Raw genomic sequence first — 21768 nt, forward strand, 5'->3', positions numbered from 1 at the left:
AACAATAACTTCAGCCTTACAGAACCCGACCTGCAACGGTTTTGAGTTTTGCAATCAGTTCCGGGTCACGCTTTTCGGGGGCAGTAATCACTGCGTATTCCAGTGAGCGGTCGCAGCCTGCATGGCAATGCGGACGGGCACTGCTGCCAAGGGCCGGGATAACCGCCTTAACCAGCGCCTTAGCCTTGGCCGAATTCGCCTGCATGATTTTAACCACGCTATCCACACTCACATTATCATGCTCTGTGTGCCAGCAGTCATAATCCGTCACCATGGCCACGGTGGCGTAGCAAATCTCAGCTTCGCGGGCGAGGCTTGCTTCGGGCATGTTGGTCATGCCGATAACGGAGCAACCCCATGTACGGTAGAGTTCGCTTTCCGCGCGGGTCGAGAACTGCGGGCCTTCCATAACCAGATACGTGCCGCCGCGCGCCACATCGATACCCAATGCGCGGGCCTGAGCTTCCAACGTGTCACCCACGCGGTTGCACAGCGGATCAGCCATGGAAACATGGGCTACGCAGCCTGTATCGAAAAAGCTTTTCTCACGGGCGATCGTGCGGTCGATAAACTGGTCGATCACAACAAAAGTGCCCGGCGGCAACTCTTCCTTGAGGGAGCCCACGGCAGACAACGAGACAATATCTGTCACGCCGGAAATCTTCATCGCGGCAATATTGGCCTTGTAGTTCAGCTTCGTGGGCGGAATGGGGTGGCCCCGGCCATGGCGGGGCAGAAACACGCAGCGCACGCCATCAAGCCGCCCGAACAGCAACTGATCCGAAGGGCTGCCCCACGGGGTTTCAACCGTGCGCCATTCCTTGTCCTGCAGGCCGTCAATATCATACAGACCCGAACCACCGATCAGGCCGATGACGGGTTCCACGGTTTCATTTTCTGACATGTGACCAGATTCTCCGGGTAAGGATCATAAACAGGGCCGCAAGAAAGCACAGATACAGCCCCGCGCCCACTCCCAGCCTGCGTCGCTCGTCCTGATGGGGGGCTGAAACCCACGCCAGAAAGGTGGTTACATCACGCGCTTGCTGGGCAACGGTTGCCGGTGTGCCATCTGCATACTGCACCGCGCCTTCATGCAAAGGAGGTGGCATGGCGGTAAAATTGGCGATGCCGTAAGGGTTTCTGAACCCCTTACCCTCCTGCCATTGGGCACCGGGGGCATAGCCTGTCAGCAGGCCATAAATGCGCGAGGCCCCGCCGGGTCGCACCATAACAATACGGGAAAGATCAGGCGGCACTACTCCACCATGCGCCGCCCGTGCTGCTGCCGGGCTGACATAGGGAGACAGAATCCTGTCATCGGGCCGGGCCGGACGGCGCTGCACGCGGCCTTGCGCATCCAGCCCATCTGCTATCTGGCGCGTGGCGGCCAAAGCCTGAATATCCTCTGCTTTCAGCCCTATGCCCGCAAGGTCGGAAAAATGCACCTGCTCCATGCCATGGCAGGCAGAGCAGACAGAAGCATACACAGCATAGCCACGCTGGACGGAAGCCAGATCGAAATGCCCTAGCGGACCACTGAACGACCATGCAGGAGCTGCCCCCGGCTTACCGCCTTCCGCCGCCGCCATACCGGGCACCCCCAGCAGCAACACGCCTACAAGGGCCAGCCACTTCCGACGCAGCAGGCTGGAAGACACCCGCGCCACCACAAAGCGGATCATGCGCAGGTCTCCTTTTCCTCGTCATCCTGCGTCAAGGGCAGGCCCTGCCCGCCCAGCCATGGTAGAAACAGCAGAAAATAGGCGTAATACACGCCAATAGCCACACGCCCAGCCAGAAGCCACGCACCCTGCGCATGGTGCCGCCCGGCACAGGCGGCCACAACAGCCGCCCCAACCAGCAGCGCCAGCGCCAGCAGACGTACAGCCGCACGCTCTCCAACACGCCCGCCCCTGTCCAGCCATGGCACGGCAAACAGCATGGCCACGGCCCCTCCGGCCAGCAGCACGCCGCCAAGCTGGTCGGGCACAACCTGCATCATTCCGTAAAAAGGCAGGAAATACCATTCAGGCTCGATATCGGTAGGCGTGTGCAGCGGGTTGGCGGGGCGATAATTGGCGGGTTCGGCAATCAGTTCCGGCCACAGGCCCATCACCAGTACAAAAGCCAGCGCCACCAGCACTACGGCCAGCATATCCCGCGCGGTAAAATAAGGATGGAACGGCAGCATACCGCCCCGCGCCGTAGGCTGCTGGCCAGACGGGCTGGAACTCCCACGTTTATGCAGCACCGCCACATGCAGTGCGATTGCGCCCACAATCACAAAGGCCAGCGCGAAATGCAGCACAAACATACGGTGCAGCGTGGCCGTGCCGGGGCTATCGCCCCCCAGCACCACCCGCCCCAGCCAGCCCCCGACCAGCGGCAGGGTGGCCACGGCACGCCCAGCTACATCCGCCCCCCAGTAGGACATCTGCCCCCATGGCAGCACGTACCCCGCAAAAGCAGTGATCATCAGCATGGCCATTAGGGCGCAACCAGTACCCCACACCGCACGGCGCGGAGGCAGGTAAGCCCGGTAATACAGACCGCGCAGGATGTGGACATACAATGCCGCCATGCAGAACGAGGCCCCGGTCATGTGCATGGCCCGCAGCAGCCAGCCATAGGGGATGCGCCGCTCGATACTCTCGACACTGGAGAATGCCAGCCCTGCATCTGGCGTGTAGGTGAGCGCCAGAAAAAGACCGCTGGCCAGCATGAGCCCCAGTATGGCTACAAGCACCGCGCCGAATGTCCACAGCCAGTTCAGATCAGCGGGCAAAGGCAGGTCGGCATAGGCCCGCGCAAAGGCCAGAGGCCCGGCATCGGCCTGCTGTGCGCCCGCGTTCCCCTGCTGCCAAGATGGCGTTTCATCGGCCATGCGGCTCTACTCCCTGCATCCGCCGCACCATGGCTGGCGGGCTTTGGGTATTAACGGCGAATTGAGCGGTCTTGCAATGACCCGCCGGGAAGGGCACCCCTACACACACTCTGCCGGGGCGCGAGTCCGCACCGGCCCACAGGACACACAACGGAAGAATGACACGCCATGACAGCCGTCCAACCCGCCTCCGTGCCGTCGCATGATCTGCTGAGGGACTCAGCGCGCGCGTGGTTTGAAACCCTGCGTGACCAAATCTGCGCCGCATTTGAACAGATTGAGGACGAAGCACTGGCGCAGTCCAGCCCTACCCTGCCGGGCCATGAGACCGCAGGCCGTTTCGAGCGGCAGGCATGGCAGCGCCCGACTGAAGACGGCACGCCGGGCGGTGGTGGCGTCATGAGCGTCATGCGCGGCCGGGTGTTTGAAAAGGTGGGGGTAAATGTTTCCACCGTGCAGGGCACGTTTTCCCCTGAATTTGCCGGTACCATCCCCGGCGCGTCAGACAATCCGCATTTCTTTGCAACAGGGATCAGTCTTGTGGCGCATATGTGCAGCCCGCTGGTGCCTGCGGCCCATTTCAACACCCGTATGATCATTACCACGCAGGGCTGGTTTGGCGGTGGCGGCGATATTACGCCCATGTTCCCCGCGAGCGAAGCGGCACAGGACGATGCAGCCCAGTTTCATGCAGCTTTCGCCAAGGCCTGTGCGGCGCATGACCCGGAATATTATCCGCGCTTCAAGGCCTGGTGCGACAAGTATTTCTACCTCCCCCACCGTGATGAACCGCGCGGACTGGGCGGGATTTTCTACGACCGTCTGGACACCGGCAAGGCCGATATGGACTTTGCCTTCACCCGCGATGTGGGGCTGGCCTTTCTGGATTCCTATCCGCGCATCATCCGTTCACGCATGATGGAACCTTGGACGCCCGAACAGCGCGAGGCCCAGCTGATCCGCCGGGGCCGGTATGTGGAGTTCAACCTCCTGCATGACCGGGGCACGCTGTTCGGGCTGAAAACCGGCGGCAATACCGAAGCCATTCTCATGAGCATGCCCCCCGAGGTCAAATGGCCCTGAGCCTGTCTGCCTGAGCGCCTTCATTGATACCCCGCGCAGGCTGCATCGCCCTGCCCTGACAGGCCGCGCAGAATCATGGTGGATAAATCTGCCGTGATTCTGCCGCCAATCTGGCCTACACTGCGTCAGAATGTCAGAAAAGGATCGTAAACGCTTGCCTGCCCCCGACGGAACCCGCTGCTTTTTCTCTCATGCCACAAAGATGGCCACAGATATGTCGCGCCGGTTTTTTCTTGGCGGGCTGGCAAGTGGCGCGGGAGCTGGCCTGCTTGCACCCGCATTTACGGGCAATGCGGCCCGGGCTGATAACAGCCTGAACGACTCCCTGCCAGCGCAGGCCAGATCACAGACACAACTGATTGTGGCGGGCACCCCGGAAACACCCTGTGGCCGGTGGGCCTCCCTGCTTACCCCGCTGCTGGAGGAAAGCCTCCAGCGCCCGAGCCCCTTCACCCTCAGCCACGCTCTGGGGTGGGATGGTGTAACCGGGGCCAACCTGTTCGATGCCCAGCAACAGGCCCCCGATGCCCCAACCGCCCTCATGGCACCGGGTACGGTCATGCTGGCCTCCATGATGGGCGATACGCGGGTCCATTATGATTATGAACGCTGGCTGCCCGTCTTCATGACCTGCCAGCCCAGTGTCACCATCGGGCATGTGTCGCTGCACCTTTCCTTCGGGGCCCTTTTAGGTAACCGCAAGACACGGGTGGCGGTCTCTCGCCCTACCGGGCCGGAACTCCCCACACTGCTAGCATTCGACCTGCTTGGCCTGCGTCCCCAGCCCATAAGCGGCTATGCAACGCCCGAAAGCGCCATGGACGCGCTCTATGCCGGCACGGTGGATGCAATACAGATCCCGCTGGACAGAGAATACGAAGCTCGCATTGCCACACTGGCCAAGCAGGGTTTTGTGCCATTGTTCATCAACACACCAAACGCCCTGCCGGTTTCCGAACCCACGCTGCCCCCCGGCTTCATGACCGTGCTGCAACGTGAACGCCGGAAAATGGCGCTGGCACCTCTGGCCAGTGCGTGGCAGGCACTGGCAACCGCCAGCAGTATCAAGGCCGTGCTGCTACTGCCCCTACTGACCCCGCCCGCCGCCGTTGCCCGGTGGCGACATGCGGCAGAAATCAGCGCAACACGCCCGGTGCTTGTAAACGCTGCGGCAGAAAACCGCGAAAGCATGAAAACCGGCGCGACCTGCATGGCGCTCTATAACGACACCATGCCCGATGTCAGCCTGATCATGGCCATTCGGCGCTGGCTGGCACTCAACCTGCCCCGCTGGCGCGACACCACGCACAACGGCTGAACAGATAACGCCTGAAGCCCCCTGACGCTTCAGGCTTTTGGGCCGTTTTTCCTGCGCCGGAGCAGAACACGGACAGAGCCTTTATTGCCAACATGCGGGTAAGCCAGCCCCAGAATTCTGGAGCGGATTTCCGGTCGTTCAAGCCACATGGGTAATTCGCGCCGCAGGACACCACCCTCTTGCCCCGAGCCAAGCCCGGTAATAATTTCAACACAGCGCGCATCGCGCCGGGTGGCTACGTCCAGAAACTCCATCAACCGGCGGAAAGCATCCTGCGCCACCATACCATGCAGATCCAGCCGCAGATCCGCACGCATGCCGCCCTGAGAAAAACGCCGCCAGTTATAGTCATCCACACCGGGCTGGCGCTTGCCGATCCTGTCTGCTGGGGCAGGCACCAGCGCCACCCGCACGGCAGGGCCCGGCACTCCGGCAAACCCCGTGGCCAGAAGCTCCTCCATGGATACACTAGCGCCTACGGCCTGCCCGCCCGGCATGGTGGCCTCAGACTGCTCCGGCAGAACACCACGCCGGAGCGCTTGAGGCGCCATATCCGGTAAAAGCTGGCGTTCGCGCCCGGTTTCCGCCTGCCGTGTATCCGCGCCGGGCGGCAGACGCCGGGCAGAGCGCAGGGGCGCTACATCGCGCGCCACCAGCGCCCAGAGCGCGCGCTCATCCTCTCTCAAGCTTCTGCGTCGTCCCGCCACGTTGTCTCCACCCCGGCCTTGGGCCGGTTCGTGTGCCAAATGATCCGGGCGCGACACAAACAAAAAACGGCCCGAACAGCTAGTGTATCACCCGCCGTCGAACCGTTTTTCAAGGCCAAAGGGCCGGAACAATGTGTTCCGGCCCCTCAACACCGCCTTATCAGGGCTTCATATCCGCCAGAGAATGCCCATCATAACGCCCCGTCAGGGTTTTGAGGAACGCCACGATATCCGTAACATCCTGCTCCGACGGGTTGGCATCGGGCGTCTGGTAATGAGCCATCTTGCGCACGGCTTCTTCCAGCGTGTTCGCGCTGCCATCGTGGAAATACGGCGCAGTCTGGTCGATATTGTGCAGGTTGGGCACCACGAAGCGGTAACGGTCGCCATCCGCATGGGTTACGGTGTAGCGCCCTTCATCCGCATCGGTTACCGGGCCACCACGATCCTTGAAGTAATCCCCTTCCAGACCCATGGCTTCATAAGCACCACCGCCCAGACCAATGCCGCTATGGCAACCAGAGCAGCCAATAGCCTTGAAACGCTCATAGCCACGGATCGCCTGCGGGCTGATCGCATCCTTCTTGCCCTTCAGGTAGTCATCAAACGGGCTGTCAGGGGTGATCAGGGTTTTTTCAAATTCCGCAATCGCCGTCGTAATGCTCTGCTGGTCGATCGCTACCGCAGGGCCAAACGCCGCCTTGAACAGACCTGCGTATTCGGGGTCGCCGTTCAGCTTGTCTGCAACTGCGCCCCAGTCATGCGAGCCCATTTCCACCGGGTTCATGACAGGCCCCGCAGCCTGTGCTGCCAGATCAGGCGCACGACCGTTCCAGAACTGGGCGATCTTGAAATAAGCGTCATAAACGCTGGGAACGTTGATCGGCCCTTTCTGCCCGCCAATGCCGGTTGCGGTTTTCAGATGATCCACCCCGCCGCGGTTCAGGTCATGGCAGCTTGCACAGCTCAGACCGTTATCACCAGACAGTTTGGTATCGAAAAACAGCTTGCGACCCAGCACGACCTGCGCGTTGTTGACAGCAATCTGCTCCGGCACGGGCCGGACAGGCTCACCAGCAAAAGCAGGGGCTGCCCCTGTATCTGCATAGTAGCGCTCACGGGTGTCGCGCACCCAGGTCAGCACGGCCTGCCTGTCGGCATTGGACAGATGGGCGTGCCAGTGCATCAGCAGATACAGCGTGGGCGGCATGCGGTTCTGGACAATGACTTCCTCGATGCGGGACAACTGCTCCTCGCTCGGGGGCACGCCTTTTTCAAAAGCCTCCAGAACAGGCTCTATACGGAAATGCCTGCGGCCCTGCACCAGATCCTTTTCCATCAACTGGTTGGCAACCGGCACATGGAAATAGAACGGCAGTTCACGCCCTGTGGCATGACAGTAATCGCACCGTGCATCGCTCAGCACATTGAAAGCGGCCAGTGCCACAGGGTTCTTGTTCGTGGGCGAAACCGCCGTGAGACGCGGGGCTGTCTCATGATCGAAATGCTGCAAAAAGGCGACAACCCCGCCATATGCAACAACTCCCGCTCCGACCAGACCAACAATTATCCGTTTCAAAACCCGCGCTCCCTCGTCTATTTGAGCGCCCTGTCAGAGCGCTCCCCCCGGCGTGCCTGATGCCGCCATGTGCTTGCATGGAGGACTCTGCTGGTCGCGGAATGAAATGTCAAAACGATTATCTTGGTCATAATCATTGAACAATTCGATAACAAACCAGCCTCCTTATTCCTGACACCATCTCAACCCATTGCGCATAATATTAACACAGGGCTGACATAAAAGTATTCGATCGTGTTGCTGACAATGCGGAGCACACAAACCATTCAAATCAAATCCTTTTGCAGCGAGAAAAACTGTCCGTAAAAAAAACATGTGAATTTTTTTCTACAGACCCCCTGTATATAAAAAATAAATTCATAGCATATGCCACTAGACAGCCGGGGATATTTGATTAAAAAGCCCCAGCACCATCTAGGGACTGCCTAAATACACAGGCGTTGCTCCCTCCACCCAGTTACGAACCGCTGCAACCCCATCATCCTGACGGGAAACCATTCCTCGTATCCGCCGCACATGCCTCAACCAAGGAGCCACACTCAATGCTGAAATCATTGCCGGGCGGATGGGCAGACGCAAAATCGACCCTGTCTGCCATTGAACGCTCGTTTGCGATCATTGAATTTGATCCGCAGGGAAAAATCCTGACCGCCAACGAAAATTTCTGCACCGCTACCGGTTACCGGCTTGAGGAAATCCGCGGACGGCACCACAGCATGTTTGTCGAACCGGATTATGCCAAAACGCCCGAATACGCGGCGTTCTGGAACAAGCTGGCAGACGGAATGTTCGATGCGCAGGAATATGTCCGTATTGGCAAGGATGGGCAGGAAGTCTGGCTTCAGGCGTCCTACAACCCGGTGAGTGACATCTCTGGCAAGGTGTACAAGGTGGTCAAGGTCGCCGCTGTCACCACGGATGCCGCCATCAGGGCAGCGGATACACAGGGCAAACTCGCGGCTATTTCACGCGCGCAGGCCATGATCGAGTTCACGCCAGATGGCCGTATTCTCGACGCCAATGACAAGTTTCTGCAAACCATGTCCTACGACCGCAGCGAAATCGTAGGCAAACACCACAGTATGTTTGTCGAACCCGGCTTTGCGGACAGCGCGGACTATGCGCTCTTCTGGAAAAAAATTCAGGCGGGTGAGTTCGTATCCGACGAGTTCAAGCGGATTGGCAAGAACGGCAAGGTTGTCTGGCTTCAGGCCTCTTACAACCCGATTTTTGACCACAAGAACCGGGTCATAAAAGTTGTCAAATTCGCCAACGATGTCACCAACCGTGTGCGCACCATCGCCGATATTGGCAGTGGTCTGGACAAACTGGCGCACTGCTCTCTGGCGCACCGGCTGGATAACGCGGTTGATCCCGCCTACCAGACCCTCTGCACCGATTTCAATTCCGCCATTGAAAATCTGGAACAGACGATCACCACTTTATCCGATTCGGTCGATATCGTAGGCAACGGGGCGCATGAAATTGCCGCCGCGTCGAACGATCTGGCCCGCCGCACGGAAAGGCAGGCCGCCAATCTGGAAGAAACCGCCTCCACCCTGAACCAGATCACCACAACCGTTGGCCACACTGCCGAAGGCGCTCGGCATGCAGCTCAGGCCGCGTCCACCGTGCGGGCCGATGCCGCACAGGCCGGAAACGTGGTCAATGACGCCATTCGCGCCATGGAGCAGATCAAGGAAACATCCAGAAAAATTTCCCAGATCACTGGCATGATCGAGCAGATCGCCTTTCAGACCAACCTGCTCGCCCTCAATGCAGGGGTAGAAGCCGCGCGTGCGGGTGAGGCAGGCAAGGGCTTTGCTGTTGTGGCAGCAGAGGTGCGCACACTGGCACAGCGTTCGGAAACCGCCTCAAAAGACATCCGCAACCTGATTTCCAACTCCGCCACCCAGATCGACCGGGGTGCGACGCTGGTGAGTTCAGCGGGGGACGCCCTGCATACCATTGCGGGGCAGATGGTCCAGATCGATACGCTGGTTTCGGAAATCGCTAGTGGTGCGAACGAGCAGGCCACAGGTCTGGGGCAGATCAATGAGGCCGTAAGCCAGCTTGATCAGGTTACCCAGCAGAATGCCGCCATGGTCGAGCAGGCCACGGCCTCGGCCAATAGTCTGGGGGCAGAAGCCAAAAACCTTATGGATCTGATAAGCCAGTTCCATACCGGGAGCGATAAACTATCTACCCTCGCCCCCACTCTCATGACGCAGCAGCGCGTGCTGGCTTCGTAAGCAGCAGACTTTTCTACCCGGCTTTGCGGCTTTCGCGCAGCCGGGCGCGGGCCACGTCCACATACTGGGGGTCAAGCTCGATCCCCGTTCCCTGACAGCCCAGCTTCTGGGCTGCTAGCAGGGTCGTGCCTGTGCCCATAAACGGGTCGAGCACAACGGCATGCGGCTGACCGTGCAGCAAAATGCACTGCTCGGGCAAGGCGACGGGGAATGTGCCGGGATGGTCGAATTTTTCCGCCCGGCCCCTTACCGTTTCATACGGAATAAACCACGCATCACCCCGGCAGCGACGGTCCTGACTATGCCCACGCCGGGTGATGTTGGACTTGTCCTTGTACGGCACGCCCGCGGCCAGCCTGTCGAGCATGACCTCTCCATCGCGCGTGAAATGAAAGATATGCTCATGCCCACGATGCAGGTAGCGCTGGCTGTTCATGGGCTTGAAATGACCGAAGCTGTCCTGCCCCACGGAAATGGATTTCACCCATGAAATATGGTTTTGCAGGGCAAACAGTTCACGCAGGCGCACAGCCAGCTCGAACGGCAACCATGGCTGGGTAGAAGACCCCGAGATATTGAGAAAAAACGACCCATCCGGCTTCAGCACACGGCGAAGCTGCGCTGCTACAGCCACCATCCAGTCCAGATAGTCTTCCTCGCCCCGCTGGTCTTCATAACTGCGGTAGGACAGTCCGATATTATAGGGGGGTGAGGTAACGATAACATCGACCGAGCCTGCCGCCATACGGCGGAGCACGCGCAGACAGTCACCAAGCACTATCTGCTGCTGCCCAACCCGATAACGCCTGACACGCGCGGGAGCCTCCGCCGGAGCACCACTGGCCTCGGTATCAGCCTTCACGCACTGCGTGCCGCCGCAAGACGCCAGCCATTGCCGCTCCCGCCCATTACACGCTCAAAGGTCCACAGGTCAGAAAATTCGGTCACGGCATCGGTGCCGGTGGCGGGCTGACCTTCACGGTCAAGCACAAGGCTGATCTGGTCGGAAACAATACGCACATCAATAGCGGCGGTATTGACCCCGTCACGCGTGTTCAGCCGCACATCTTCAATGGCGAGGGAGCGCAGGGCCTTGATTTCCGTACGCTGCTTTTCACCGGCCTCATCACGCGCCTTGATGGCGGCATCAAAGGTCTCGTACACGGCAGGCACCAGATAGGTCTGCAACACGGTACGGTTCCCTTCCGCATAGGCCATGACAACCTGCGGGAAAACCGTGCGTACATTGGCCAGAAACGGCTGGGGCGCAAAGGTGGCGTCCTGCTGGGTCAGGCTTTGCAACAACTGCCCAACCCGCGTGCCGGGGGTGGGAATATCATAGGCCACCGTCGAGGGTTCTGGGGTTTCAACCGGGGCATCCACCACGCGGGCCAGCATATCCGGCCGGGGTACAATTGGCAGAGGGGGAGCCTGCAGGCCTACCTTCTTGCCCAGCACACTCCGCAGGCGCAGCACCAGAAAAGCCGCCACCAGCGCCAGAAGCACCAGATCCACCGGGAAATGACCGGAAGTAAAAAACATCTCTCTTGTGTCCACCATCATCTCTGGAACGGCGCACCGCCATAGCCTTGCGGTATGGCCGCAACCCGTTCCTAACACATAGTCACACTACCGGGCTGACACAATGCCGCCGTGCCGCCAGCATGGTTCCACCATACCTGACAAGCCATACCACGCAACCAGTGATACGGGGCAACCAAGGGCAGCCCGGCCGTTCATATCCGCCATGATAAACCGCTGCATGCTCCGTAAGGGCGTAACAGGCGCGCCATGGCCCGGCCTGCCGGTTGGCGAAGGCGCGCAGGCGTGCTACCGCAGAAAGGTCTAAAGCCGACAGCAGGAAAATCGATAGACCATGTCTGAAACAGCACAGCCCACGCCGCCCGCACTGCCGCTTTCCGTCAACCTGCAGTACACGCGCGACCTGTCGTTCGAGGTTCCCGCAGGCGCTGAAATTTTCGCCACCCTGCGCAACCAGCCCCAGATTGGCGTGAACATCGACGTGCAGGCCAACCGCCTGCAGGACGACCAGATGATTTACGAGGTTGTCCTGACCATCAAGACCGAAGCCAAGGAAAGCCCCGAGACCGAAGGCGGCGCGCCCGGCCGGACCGTTTTCATTGCAGAACTGGTCTATGCCGCCGTTGTCACCCTGACCAACCCGCCGCAGGAACTCATCGAGCCGATCCTGCTGGTGGAAGTGCCACGCCTGATCTTCCCCTACGCGCGCAACATCATCAGCGATGTCACGCGCGATGGCGGCTTCCCGCCCATCGTGCTGCAGCCGATCGACTTTGTCGCACTCTGGCAGGCCCGCCGTGCAGAATTCCCGCAGGCTGCCGGTAACGCCTGATCCCGCACGGGTCATACGAACCGAAAAAACCCCTCCCCCTTGCCGGGGAGGGGTTTTTTATTACCCGCCGCTTCTCTCAAACCGTTAACGCCGGACCTGTTCCAGTGCTGCCAGCATGGAGTGCGCATCGGGCCGGGCTGCAACAATAATCGGCCCCTGCCAGCCCAGCGCCCGCACGCCCTGTTCAATCGCGGGAGAGAGCACAAGCGCCACAGTCCTGAGTGCTGCTGCGCGCAACGCGCCACCCCGTAGGCCAGCAAGCCAGCTTCTGGCACTTTGGGCGGAAAAAAACGTAACAACTTCAATACTGCCCGCCAGCAAGGCCCCGGCAACATCAGGCGGCGGGCTGCGCACAGGGCGGGTCTCATAGGCAATGCGGCGCAGAACCCGAAATCCATCGGCCCGCAAAGCCGTGGCCAGCGCACCACCCTGCCCTGCGCCACAGGCCAGCAATAACGGCCCCGTCTCAGGGGCAAGGCTTTGACGCAGCAGCATCACCAGAGCCACGGCATCACCATCCGCACTGTAAACCTGAGTAAACCCGGCAGCGCGGGCACGTTCGGCCGTGCGAGCTCCCACGGCAAAGACGGGCACCGCAAGGCTGATCCCCATAGGGAGAGCCTGCGCCACCGCGGCTACGGCTTGCCCGCTTGTGAGCAGCAGGGCCGCTACGCGCCGCCCCGGCCCCTCCGCCCCGCCAGAAACCATGCTGCGCGGGCGAACAACAAGGGCGGGCGATGCGTAAGCGCGCCACCCGGCCTGTTCCACCGCTGCCAGCGTTTCCCCCAGACCGGGCTCCGGCCGGGTAATGACTATGCCCCGGCTCACCCTACCCGGCAGGAAAAAACCGGACAGCCACTCATGCCGAGATCGTTTCCTCGAAAATATCATCCGGGCTGTCGCGCCGCAGGCTACGGCCCAGTTCATGCCCGAGCCGGGCCGCATCTTCTGGCGCGCCGCTGATAGCGCGTTTCAGAAGGAACGAGCCATCCTCGCGCGCGACAAGCCCGGTCAGGTGCAGTTCGGGCGCACCACCAGCCACAACCGGAATAAGCTGGGCATACCCACCAATAGGTGTTCGGCACGACCCATCAAGCTCGGCCAGCAAGGCGCGCTCGGCCGTGGCGACGGCACGGGCCTCGTAATCCTCGATAGCAGACAGCAGTTCGCGCAGTTCGATATCGTCCTCACGCACGGTCACACCCACAATGCCCTGCCCGGCGGCTGGCACCATCATGGTCGGGGCCAGAACCACACTGGCGCGCTCGGCCATGCCCAGACGCTTGAGCCCCGCAAGAGCCAGCAGTGTTGCATCGCACTGGCGGCCAGCCAGCTTGTCCAGACGGGTCTGCACATTGCCGCGCAGCAGGCCGAATTTCAGGTCAGGCCGGACATGGAGCATCTGTGCCTGCCTGCGCACGGAGGCACAGCCAACCATGGCCCCCTGAGGTAGGGCGGAATAGGGATCATCCGGGTCGGTGGGCGTAAGGCTGGGGCCGAGAATCAGCGCGTCGCGCGCATCCTCACGCTTGAGCGTGCAGGCCAGCACAAGGCCGGGCGGCAGCGTGGTTTCAAGATCCTTGAGGCTGTGCACCGCAAAGTCGATCCGGCCATCGGCCAGCGCTTCGTGGATTTCCTTGGCGAAAAGACCCTTGCCGCCAATTTCCGCCAGCCTGCGGTTCTGCACCTGATCACCCGTGGTGTTGATCTGGTGTTCCTGAAAAGCGCCCATATCGCGCAGGACAGGGCAGAACTTTGTCAGCGTTGTCAGGAAGGCGCGTGTCTGCACCAGCGCGAGCGGAGAACCGCGCGTACCGACCCTGAGGGGCAGCGAGTGACGGCCGGAATGACCACCTGCCTTTTTCTGGCGGGCGGCGGCTTCTGCCGCGATCTCCTGCAAGGCGGGAGAAAGGACGGCGGGAGAGGGGTGGGCTGAATCCATAAGATGTGTCTATTTACCGGGACGAACGAAAGGACAAGACGCAATGAAGCCCGGCTGGTTTGTAACGCCTGCGCGACCAGAAAAGCATTCCGCCCCTCTCAACCTGTTGCATGGGTGGCACAATACAGGCTTTTTGGAGGAGCGTCCATGAACGTCTCCACCGCATGCGCCATGGCACCCGGCCCCGTGCTGGCGATCGAGTCTTCCTGTGACGAAACAGCCTGTGCCATTCTTGCACCAGAGGGAACCATTCTGGCGCAACGGGTCATTTCGCAGGACGGCCATGCGGATTTCGGTGGTGTGGTGCCTGAAATCGCCGCACGTGCGCATCTGAGCCTGCTGCCCGAGTTGGTACACGCAACCCTGAAAGACGCAGGCCTGCCCCCTTCCGGGCTAGGGCTGGTGGCCGCCAGCACCGGGCCGGGGCTGATCGGCGGGCTGATTGTCGGCAGTGGCTTCGCCAAGGGGCTCGCCCTTGCGCTCAACCGGCCTTTTGTGGCGGTCAACCATGTCGAAGCTCACGCGCTGACCGCCCGCCTGCCCGGTCTGGTGGAAGGCGGCGCCCCTTTCCCTTACCTGCTGCTGCTGGTTTCGGGCGGGCATTGCCAGTGTATCGCCGTTGAGGGAATCGGGCGTTACCGCAAACTCGGCGGCACGATAGACGATGCGGCGGGTGAGGCTTTCGACAAGGTGGCCAAAATGCTGGGGCTGGGCTGGCCGGGTGGCCCCGCGCTGGAAAAACTGGCGCAGGAGGGCAACCCGGACGCCATTGCCCTGCCCCGTCCGCTGATCCGCCGCGCTGGTTGCGATTTTTCTTTCTCCGGCCTGAAAACTGCCATCGCCCAGAAGCTCGCCCCCTATGGACAAACACCCCTGCCCCGGTCTTTTGCGGCGGATCTGGCAGCGTCTTTTCAGCAGGCCGTGGCCGATGTCGTGGCCGACAGGATCAACCACGCACTGGATATGATGCCCTCAGCGCGCCTGCTGGTCGCTGCCGGTGGCGTGGCCGCCAATACGGTGCTGCGCGCCCGGCTGGAGGAAACCGCCCAGAGCCGGGGCTGCCGCTTTGTTGCCCCGCCGCTACGCCTGTGCACGGATAATGCTGTCATGGTCGGCTGGGCCGCGCTGGAAACATGGGCCGAAGCCGCCCGCCGCGGGCAGACACCTTTCACCGACATAGCCCTGCGCCCTCGCCCACGCTGGCCGCTGGAAGAAATGGCCAGCCGCTTTACCCCCACCGATAACCAGCCAGAGGCCGGGTCTTTTTCATGAATTATCGCCACGCCTACCATGCAGGCAATTTTGCCGACTGCATGAAGCACGCCCTGCTTGTCAGCCTGATTGGCTCTTTCCTGCGCAAGCCAACTCCTTTCATGGTGCTGGATACCCATGCGGGTATTGGCCGTTATGACCTGCACAGCCCCGAAGCTGAAAAAACCGCGGAATGGAAAGAGGGCATAGGCCGCCTTGAACACGAAGGCCCTGACAGCCCGCTGGCACCCTGGCTTGATCTGGTTCGCAAAGCAGGCGGGCCACGTTTTTACCCCGGCTCTCCCCTGCTGGCCTCGCTCATGCTGCGCGAGCAGGATCAACTGATCTGCTGCGAAAAACATCCCGAAGACAAGCGCACACTATACAGCCTGTTCGCCCGCACCCCCAACGTGCAGGTGCATGAGCGCGATGCCTATGAAAGCCTGCGTGCCCTGCTGCCCCCCGCACAGGCCCGCCGGGGACTTGTGCTGATGGACCCGCCTTTTGAGGAACCTAACGAGTTCGACCGCATGGCTCAGGGGCTGCACACCATTCAGCAGCGCTTTGCCCCTGCCGTAGTGGCGCTGTGGTACCCCATCAAACACCGCACCCCCGTGCGCACCTTTGAGCACGCCCTGATGGATGCCGGAACGCGCGATGTTCTGACAGCGGAATTGCTGATGCGCCCCCCCCACGACCCCGACCGGCTGAACGGCGCGGGGCTGATGGTGATCAAACCACCCTATGGTTTTGCACAGGAAGCCCAAGTGCTGCTTGACCGACTGTGCACTACACTGGGTGCATATGAAAGCACCGTCACCACGCTTATTCCCGAATAAGCACTGGCCCTGTTTTCGGGCCTGCCCCAAGCCCTGCCATAACCGGAGGATCAGCCCCGTGTGGCGGGAACGGTGCGGCTCATATGCTGCCAGATATCAAGAGCAAAGCCCTGTATGCCCGCCGCCATGATCTGCACACCAATACAGAGCAGCACCAACGCTGCCAAACGGCTGACAATGCGCGTGCCTGTCACCCCCAGCATGGTCACCAGTTTTTCAGCACTGGAATAGGCAATCCAGACCAGCAGCACCACACCCACGGCCCCAAGACTGATCCCCACACCATAGGCCCATGGCGAGGCCTCAGCCGGACTGGTCGAGCCCAGAGCAATGGCCACGGCAATGGTGCCCGGCCCGACAGTAAACGGCATGGCCAGCGGAAAAAACGCGCTTTCAGACCAGTTGGGGTTCTGAACCGTGCGGCCATCCTGCAAGGCCTGACGCTCCTTGCGGGCCTCGGTATTTTCCGGTTTTTGCAGCAGTTCCCATGCACTGACCGCCACAACCAGCCCGCCTGCTACGCGCAGGGCACTGACCGTAATGCCAAAAAACGCCAGAACCGCCCCGCCAAACCATAGCGAGACGATCATGAGCATGAAGGAATAGAACGAGACCAGACGCGCCAGCGCCTGAATTTCCGTTTTCGAGCGCCCTTCGGTGGCCTGCGCGAAAATCAGCGCGGCCCCAAACGGATTGACGATGGAAAACAGGGCCGGAAACGCAAGCAGAAAAGCCGATGTGGTCGTATGAACCGACCCGGAAGAAAAGAAACCGCCCAAAACGCTCATTGACCGCTGCGGCCTCCCATGCCGAATGCCGCCTGCCCGTTATGCAAAAATCAGGAAGCCTGTTCCCTGTATAGCCGGGCATGCTGCGACGCCAGACCAATATCCGCAGGAGGGTAACAGAAACTCAACCCGCTTTCATCCCCCACGGGCCAGATGCTCAGGCCGATATCGTCATAAATCCGCAGGAACGGCTCTCCCACACACCAGAAGGCGGGTTTCAACCCCTGTTGCAGCGCCAGATCACGCAGCCGCCATATGGCGGAAATGCTATCCGCCTCATCCCCTGCAGGGTCGCCCAGCCCAACCAGAAAACCACCCAACACCCGCAGTGGAATCATGGCCTCTCCGGCTTCGCCCATCACATAGCCTTCGGGGTGGAAGCCGGTCATGTCAGCCAGCGCATGCGGCAGAGCATGATAGCGTTGCAGGGCGTCTTCACCCCATGGTGAAACGGCGACACGGGCGGGCCAGAGCAGCCGCCCCACCACCGCCAGTGCCAAAAGCACCGCCAGCGCCACCGTCCACCGGGTGGCACCACGCATGGACGAAGCAAAAACCACCTGCCACCAGCTTGCCGAAAGGTCGTCGCGCGTGGCCAGCGCCACCACACAGCCCAGAAGCAGCAAGAGCGAAAGCAGCGTGCTGGTGGATAACGGCTCGCTCAGCAGGCGTGCATGCCTGTAGTAGCAGGCCCGATACGGCGCAATAAACAGGGTAGACAGACCCAGCACCACAGGCACGAACACCATATTGCCGCGCAGGAATGTCAGCACCGTGGCCAGCAACAGCAGGGCCAGCGCGCCCCGCCACGCCAGCGTAACCCGCTGCGAAAGCCCTATGGCCATGCTGATAAGGGCCACACCCAGCAAAGAGAGCAGATATGTGCCGCCAAGATGCAGCACGCCGGCCAGACTATCGGGCAGCATGGATTGACCGGGCGTATGATCAAACAGCACAAGCCCGATCAGCAGCACACCGCAGAGCGAGACCGTGCCGGTAGCCACGGCCACGGAAAACGTAGCCTCACTCTCGCGCACGACTTGACTGGGCCTGCGCACAACCGCCGCCGTGCCGGACAGGTCGGTATTTTTCTTGCGTGCAAGGGCGGCATCACCGCGCAGGAAAAGCTCGTGCCCGGCGAACATGAGCCCCGCCACAAACAGCGGGATGATGTAATAGAACAGCCGGAAAATAAGAATGACGCCCAGAATGCGCGGCGCAGCCATATATGGCCCGAGTGCCAGCAGCATAACGCCGTCAAAAACACCAAGCCCCCCCGGCACGCTGGCCACCAGCCCCGCCGTGTAGGCCGCGATATAAATCGCAAGGAAAGACCCGAAATCCACCCCTGCACCAGCAGGCAACAGGGCATAGGCGATACTGGCCGTGGCGGCCACTTCCGCCGTGGCCACAAGCGTTTGCAGCAACGCCATACGTGGCGAAGGCAGGTTAACCCGCCATTGCCGCACGCACACACTGGGCAGGCGGAAGGACAGCCCGATATACAGCGCCACCATGACCCATAGCCCCGCCCCGACAACCGCCAGCAGCCCCGGCGGCACGCGCCCGCCAATACCGGGCAGCATGGCCGGCTCCCAGATCAGCACCGCACCGATAAGGGCTGCCGCCCCCAGCAGATACGTGGCCGAACAGAACGCAATAATCTGGGTTATGGCAAAGGAATCCACCCCCCAGTTGCGATACAGCCGGTAGCGCACCGCAGCACCGGATACAGCCGAAAATCCAAGATTATGGGACAGGACATAAGAGCAGAAGGCTGCAAAAGCCGCACGGCGGAAGGGCAGATGCCCATAGCCCACCTGAATAAGGGCCAGCCTGTCGTAAAAAGACAGCACAAAATAGGAAAGCAGCGTGCAAGCCGCCGCCAGTGCCATTTGCCAGCCCGGAATACCCGTCATGGCCTGCCGGATATCGGCCATGTGCAGGTGGCGCAGCTCATGCCACACCACCCCTATAGCCGCTACCATCAGCACCATCCCCAGCAGGGCGGGCAGGTGCCTGAGCCACCGGCGCAGCCCTCCTGCCTCGCAGTGCAGGTCCGGCGGGGTGTTCCCGTCCGTATCCTGCTGCTCGGGTGGCAATGGCGCGCGCTGGATCATGCGAGGGCGGCCCCGTTCAGTCCTGCCGGTCTCGCAGGAGGGCCGCCTCAATCAGGGCGATGGTTTCACGCACCCCATACAGGGCGACAAAACCGCCGAACCGTGGCCCTTCCTTCTGCCCCAGCAGCACTTCGTACAGGCAGCCAAACCAACTACGCAGGGGTTCGAAACCATGGCGCTTGCCAACCTCGAACACCGCATTCTGCAAGGTCGCGGCATCCGGGGCTTCTGCCTCGTAGCCACGCAGCACGTCCGCCAGATCGACAAGAGCGCCGCGCTCCTGTTCGCTGGGTGCGCGGAATGTTTTGGCCGGTCTGACAAAGTCCGCGTAATAGGCCACGGCATAGCGCACCATGGCGGCCAGCATAGGGTGCGTTTCGGGCGAGACAGCCGCATCATACCGGCGGATAAAGCCCCACAGCACTTCGGGCGTTTCTGCATTAGCCACGCTGGCGAGGTTGAGCAGCATGCCAAACGGCACCGGGCTTGCGGCCTCGGCTCCCACCTGCCCACGCAGGATGAACCATGCCGGATTGGCCCGCAGTTCGGTCCCGGCGGGGTTATCAGCCTGCAGGCTCAGGGCCTTGTCCACATGGGCTAGATATTCATCCGCCGTTTTGGGAATGACATCGAAATACAGCCGCTTGGCGCGTTGCGGCTGGTTGAACATGAACTGGCCCAGACTTTCCGGCGGGGCATAACGCAGCCATTCCTCAACCGACAGGCCATTGCCCTTGGACTTGGAAATTTTCTGCCCCTGCTCATCCAGAAACAGCTCATAGGTAAGCCCGGCAGGCGGGGTACCACCAAGAATTTTGCAGATACGGCCCGACAGCCGCACACTATCGATCAAATCCTTGCCGGACATTTCGTAATCAACGCCCAGCGCATACCAGCGCATGGCCCAATCGGCCTTCCACTGCATTTTGGCGTGGCCGCCAGTCACGGGGGTTTCAAACACCTCGCCGGAGGCAGGGTCAGTCCAGCGCACGGTGCCTGCTACGGGGTCCATGGCGTCCATCTTGACCTGCATGACCTCACCCGTGCGCGGGTGCAGCGGCAGCACGGGGGAATAGGTGGCCCGGCGTTCGGCCCCGAGCGTGGGCAGAATAACCTCGAGAATTTCCTCGTGCACTTCCAGCACGCGCTTCAGAGCCGCATCGAACCGGCCCGATGTGTAATAGGCGGTAGAGGAAGCGAACTCGTATTCGAATCCAAAACTGTCCAGAAACGCGCACAGTCGGGCATTGTTATGCGCGGCAAACGACTCGTGCGTGCCAAACGGGTCCGGCACACGAGAAAGCGGCTGGCCAATATATTTTTCCAGCATTTCGCGCTGGGGCACGTTGTCGGGCACTTTGCGCAGGGCGTCCATGTCATCCGAGAACGCCAGCAGGCGCGAGGGCCGGCCGGTCAGCGCCGTATAGGCCTGCCGCACCCACGATGTGCGCGCCACCTCGCCAAATGTGCCGATATGCGGCAGGCCCGACGGGCCATAGCCGGTTTCCAGCAGGGCGGGGCGCGCATCATCCCCACCACTGGCATTGCCGCGTGTGGACACATGTTCGGCCAGTTTACGCGCTTCCTCAAAGGGCCATGCGCGCGGAATATCGGAGAGGGGGGCTGTGCGACTGTCTGACATGGGCGGAAGCTATGAACTGCTCCGCGCCCGGTCAATGCAAAAACACGCCCCCTATGAGGCATGGTGCATTTTTTCCTCCCCATTGACCCCCCGCGCCAGCCGTTTATCCTCCCTCCACCCCGGACAGCCACCACTGAAGGATCCCGTCTGCCCATGCGCCGTACATCCGCCCTGATCCTGATCGGCAATGAAATCCTGTCCGGCCGCACGCGCGACGACAATATCCAGTTTCTGGCTCTGAGGCTGGGCGAGCTGGGCATCCCGCTGCGTGAAATCCGGGTTATTCCCGACATCCGCGAGACCATCATCCGCACCGTAAGCGAACTGCGCGGTGCCTATGACGAAGTATTCACGACCGGCGGCATAGGCCCCACGCATGACGACATAACTGCCCCCTGCGTAGCCGAAGCCTTTGGCGTGCCGTGGGAAATCCACGCCCCCACCTTTGCGCTGCTCAGCGAATATTTCCGCCATACCGAATTCAACGCCGCCCGCCAGCGCATGGCACACCTGCCACGCGGGGCGGTGCCAATCGCCAACCCCATTTCGCATGCGCCGGGCTTTACTATCGGCAACGTGCATGTGCTCGCAGGCGTGCCGCGCATCATGCGCGCCATGTTTGATGAACTGGCCCCGACCCTGCAACGCGGCGCGCCGGTTTTCTCGCGCACATGGCACTGCACATCGCTTTATGAAGGCACGCTGGCCGCGGAACTGGAAGCCATACAGGCCCGCCATCCTGATCTGGATATTGGCTCATATCCCTTCCACCGCGAAGACGGCTACCGGGGCGTGGCCCTTGTGGCCAAAGGACAGGATGAAGAAGATGTCAGCCGCGCGGCGCAGGAAATCCACGATCTGATCAGCGCCAAAGGCGCTACACCCATCGAAGGTGAGCCCCAGCGCTAAGGGGGCTTACGGCCGCAGGCAAGAACGTCCGGGCCTGCGATAATCCCGGCTGAGCGCGTAACACGCGCCCAGCCGGT

At 61.3% G+C, this 21768-nt stretch carries 19 protein-coding genes; 7 read left to right on the forward strand and 12 right to left on the reverse strand.

Features of this window, described 5'->3' with window-relative positions; all coding sequences use genetic code 11:
• Positions 1–16: 16 nt before the first annotated feature.
• The 3 genes from ABF757_RS07205 to ABF757_RS07215 are packed head-to-tail and all read right to left on the reverse strand — an operon-like array spanning position 17 to position 2887.
• Positions 17–904, reverse strand: coding sequence for an S-methyl-5'-thioadenosine phosphorylase (locus ABF757_RS07205; RefSeq protein WP_415481554.1), 888 nt, complete (start codon positions 902–904; stop codon positions 17–19).
• Positions 891–1685 (reverse strand): cytochrome c1, encoded by a 795-nt coding sequence (locus ABF757_RS07210; protein ID WP_415481555.1) that lies wholly within the window; start codon positions 1683–1685, stop codon positions 891–893. Before ABF757_RS07210 ends, ABF757_RS07205 begins: the two co-directional genes overlap by 14 nt.
• Complete coding sequence (locus ABF757_RS07215; RefSeq protein ID WP_415481556.1) at positions 1682–2887, reverse strand: cytochrome b; 1206 nt, start codon at positions 2885–2887, stop codon at positions 1682–1684. Before ABF757_RS07215 ends, ABF757_RS07210 begins: the two co-directional genes overlap by 4 nt.
• A gap of 168 nt (positions 2888–3055) precedes the next feature.
• On the opposite strand from ABF757_RS07215, the gene hemF reads away from it, so the two are divergent.
• Positions 3056–3970 (forward strand): oxygen-dependent coproporphyrinogen oxidase, encoded by a 915-nt coding sequence (hemF, locus tag ABF757_RS07220; protein WP_415481557.1) that lies wholly within the window; start codon positions 3056–3058, stop codon positions 3968–3970.
• 214 nt (positions 3971–4184) lie between these two features.
• The gene (locus ABF757_RS07225; protein WP_415481558.1) at positions 4185–5288 is read left to right on the forward strand and encodes a hypothetical protein; all 1104 of its coding nucleotides are present in this window, start codon (positions 4185–4187) and stop codon (positions 5286–5288) included.
• A 29-nt stretch (positions 5289–5317) separates the two neighbouring features.
• On the opposite strand, the gene ABF757_RS07230 is transcribed toward ABF757_RS07225, so the two are convergent.
• Together ABF757_RS07230 and ABF757_RS07235 are read right to left on the reverse strand one after the other, a co-directional pair.
• Positions 5318–5995, reverse strand: a complete 678-nt coding sequence (locus ABF757_RS07230; protein ID WP_415481559.1) for a Smr/MutS family protein — start codon at positions 5993–5995, stop codon at positions 5318–5320.
• Positions 5996–6155: 160 nt separating this feature from the next.
• Positions 6156–7574: a cytochrome-c peroxidase gene (locus ABF757_RS07235; RefSeq protein WP_415481560.1), complete on the reverse strand. Its 1419-nt coding sequence runs from the start codon at positions 7572–7574 to the stop codon at positions 6156–6158.
• A 542-nt stretch (positions 7575–8116) separates the two neighbouring features.
• On the opposite strand from ABF757_RS07235, the gene ABF757_RS07240 reads away from it, so the two are divergent.
• Positions 8117–9826 (forward strand): methyl-accepting chemotaxis protein, encoded by a 1710-nt coding sequence (locus ABF757_RS07240; protein ID WP_415481561.1) that lies wholly within the window; start codon positions 8117–8119, stop codon positions 9824–9826.
• 13 nt (positions 9827–9839) lie between these two features.
• Here ABF757_RS07240 and ABF757_RS07245 read toward each other — a convergent pair whose 3' ends face one another.
• Both ABF757_RS07245 and ABF757_RS07250 read right to left on the reverse strand, forming a co-directional pair.
• Entirely contained in the window at positions 9840–10688 is an 849-nt protein-coding gene (locus ABF757_RS07245) for a DNA-methyltransferase (RefSeq protein WP_415481562.1), read from the reverse strand.
• A complete protein-coding gene (locus ABF757_RS07250) occupies positions 10685–11368 on the reverse strand; it encodes a Tim44/TimA family putative adaptor protein (protein ID WP_415481563.1) in 684 nt (227 codons plus the stop codon). The genes ABF757_RS07245 and ABF757_RS07250 overlap by 4 nt, the downstream gene beginning before the upstream one ends.
• 334 nt (positions 11369–11702) lie before the next feature.
• On the opposite strand from ABF757_RS07250, the gene secB reads away from it, so the two are divergent.
• Positions 11703–12200 (forward strand): protein-export chaperone SecB, encoded by a 498-nt coding sequence (gene secB / locus ABF757_RS07255; protein ID WP_025860428.1) that lies wholly within the window; start codon positions 11703–11705, stop codon positions 12198–12200.
• Between the two features lie 84 nt (positions 12201–12284).
• Here the strand turns inward: secB and ABF757_RS07260 are convergent, their stop codons facing one another.
• Together ABF757_RS07260 and hemC are read right to left on the reverse strand one after the other, a co-directional pair.
• The gene (locus ABF757_RS07260; protein WP_415481564.1) at positions 12285–13028 is read right to left on the reverse strand and encodes a uroporphyrinogen-III synthase; all 744 of its coding nucleotides are present in this window, start codon (positions 13026–13028) and stop codon (positions 12285–12287) included.
• Positions 13029–13059: 31 nt separating this feature from the next.
• The gene (hemC, locus tag ABF757_RS07265) at positions 13060–14142 is read right to left on the reverse strand and encodes a hydroxymethylbilane synthase (RefSeq protein WP_415481565.1); all 1083 of its coding nucleotides are present in this window, start codon (positions 14140–14142) and stop codon (positions 13060–13062) included.
• Positions 14143–14289: 147 nt separating this feature from the next.
• Here hemC and tsaD point away from each other — a divergent pair, with 147 nt between their 5' ends.
• Both tsaD and ABF757_RS07275 read left to right on the forward strand, forming a co-directional pair.
• Positions 14290–15414 (forward strand): tRNA (adenosine(37)-N6)-threonylcarbamoyltransferase complex transferase subunit TsaD, encoded by a 1125-nt coding sequence (gene tsaD / locus ABF757_RS07270; protein ID WP_415481566.1) that lies wholly within the window; start codon positions 14290–14292, stop codon positions 15412–15414.
• Positions 15411–16232 (forward strand): 23S rRNA (adenine(2030)-N(6))-methyltransferase RlmJ, encoded by an 822-nt coding sequence (locus ABF757_RS07275; protein WP_415481567.1) that lies wholly within the window; start codon positions 15411–15413, stop codon positions 16230–16232. The genes tsaD and ABF757_RS07275 overlap by 4 nt, the downstream gene beginning before the upstream one ends.
• A 50-nt stretch (positions 16233–16282) precedes the next feature.
• Here ABF757_RS07275 and ABF757_RS07280 read toward each other — a convergent pair whose 3' ends face one another.
• Genes ABF757_RS07280 through ABF757_RS07290 form a run of 3 tightly spaced genes read right to left on the reverse strand, consistent with a single transcriptional unit; the run spans position 16283 to position 20782 of the window.
• Positions 16283–17020 (reverse strand): MarC family protein, encoded by a 738-nt coding sequence (locus ABF757_RS07280; RefSeq protein WP_415481568.1) that lies wholly within the window; start codon positions 17018–17020, stop codon positions 16283–16285.
• Between the two features lie 50 nt (positions 17021–17070).
• The gene (locus tag ABF757_RS07285; protein WP_415481569.1) at positions 17071–19140 is read right to left on the reverse strand and encodes a lysylphosphatidylglycerol synthase domain-containing protein; all 2070 of its coding nucleotides are present in this window, start codon (positions 19138–19140) and stop codon (positions 17071–17073) included.
• 16 nt (positions 19141–19156) lie between these two features.
• On the reverse strand, positions 19157–20782 hold the full coding sequence (locus ABF757_RS07290; RefSeq protein ID WP_415481570.1) for a lysine--tRNA ligase: 1626 nt from the start codon (positions 20780–20782) through the stop codon (positions 19157–19159).
• A gap of 153 nt (positions 20783–20935) precedes the next feature.
• Here ABF757_RS07290 and ABF757_RS07295 point away from each other — a divergent pair, with 153 nt between their 5' ends.
• A complete protein-coding gene (locus ABF757_RS07295; RefSeq protein WP_025860436.1) occupies positions 20936–21691 on the forward strand; it encodes a competence/damage-inducible protein A in 756 nt (251 codons plus the stop codon).
• Positions 21692–21768: the final 77 nt, after the last annotated feature.

This window comes from Acetobacter papayae (genome assembly GCF_047721125.1).
Classification (GTDB): domain Bacteria; phylum Pseudomonadota; class Alphaproteobacteria; order Acetobacterales; family Acetobacteraceae; genus Acetobacter; species Acetobacter papayae.

Excerpts from the sequence above, each read along its gene's own strand:
- ABF757_RS07225 (WP_415481558.1), top strand. The coding sequence starts at position 4,185 with ATGTCGCGCCGGTTTTTTCTTGGCGGGCTGGCAAGTGGCGCGGGAGCT.
- ABF757_RS07210 (WP_415481555.1), bottom strand. The coding sequence starts at position 1,685 with ATGATCCGCTTTGTGGTGGCGCGGGTGTCTTCCAGCCTGCTGCGTCGG.
- ABF757_RS07280 (WP_415481568.1), bottom strand. The coding sequence starts at position 17,020 with ATGAGCGTTTTGGGCGGTTTCTTTTCTTCCGGGTCGGTTCATACGACC.
- ABF757_RS07250 (WP_415481563.1), bottom strand. The coding sequence starts at position 11,368 with ATGTTTTTTACTTCCGGTCATTTCCCGGTGGATCTGGTGCTTCTGGCG.
- ABF757_RS07215 (WP_415481556.1), bottom strand. The coding sequence starts at position 2,887 with ATGGCCGATGAAACGCCATCTTGGCAGCAGGGGAACGCGGGCGCACAG.
- tsaD (WP_415481566.1), top strand. The coding sequence starts at position 14,290 with ATGAACGTCTCCACCGCATGCGCCATGGCACCCGGCCCCGTGCTGGCG.
- ABF757_RS07275 (WP_415481567.1), top strand. The coding sequence starts at position 15,411 with ATGAATTATCGCCACGCCTACCATGCAGGCAATTTTGCCGACTGCATG.
- ABF757_RS07295 (WP_025860436.1), top strand. The coding sequence starts at position 20,936 with ATGCGCCGTACATCCGCCCTGATCCTGATCGGCAATGAAATCCTGTCC.
- hemC (WP_415481565.1), bottom strand. The coding sequence starts at position 14,142 with ATGGATTCAGCCCACCCCTCTCCCGCCGTCCTTTCTCCCGCCTTGCAG.
- ABF757_RS07290 (WP_415481570.1), bottom strand. The coding sequence starts at position 20,782 with ATGTCAGACAGTCGCACAGCCCCCCTCTCCGATATTCCGCGCGCATGG.
- hemF (WP_415481557.1), top strand. The coding sequence starts at position 3,056 with ATGACAGCCGTCCAACCCGCCTCCGTGCCGTCGCATGATCTGCTGAGG.
- ABF757_RS07205 (WP_415481554.1), bottom strand. The coding sequence starts at position 904 with ATGTCAGAAAATGAAACCGTGGAACCCGTCATCGGCCTGATCGGTGGT.
- ABF757_RS07285 (WP_415481569.1), bottom strand. The coding sequence starts at position 19,140 with ATGATCCAGCGCGCGCCATTGCCACCCGAGCAGCAGGATACGGACGGG.
- secB (WP_025860428.1), top strand. The coding sequence starts at position 11,703 with ATGTCTGAAACAGCACAGCCCACGCCGCCCGCACTGCCGCTTTCCGTC.
- ABF757_RS07240 (WP_415481561.1), top strand. The coding sequence starts at position 8,117 with ATGCTGAAATCATTGCCGGGCGGATGGGCAGACGCAAAATCGACCCTG.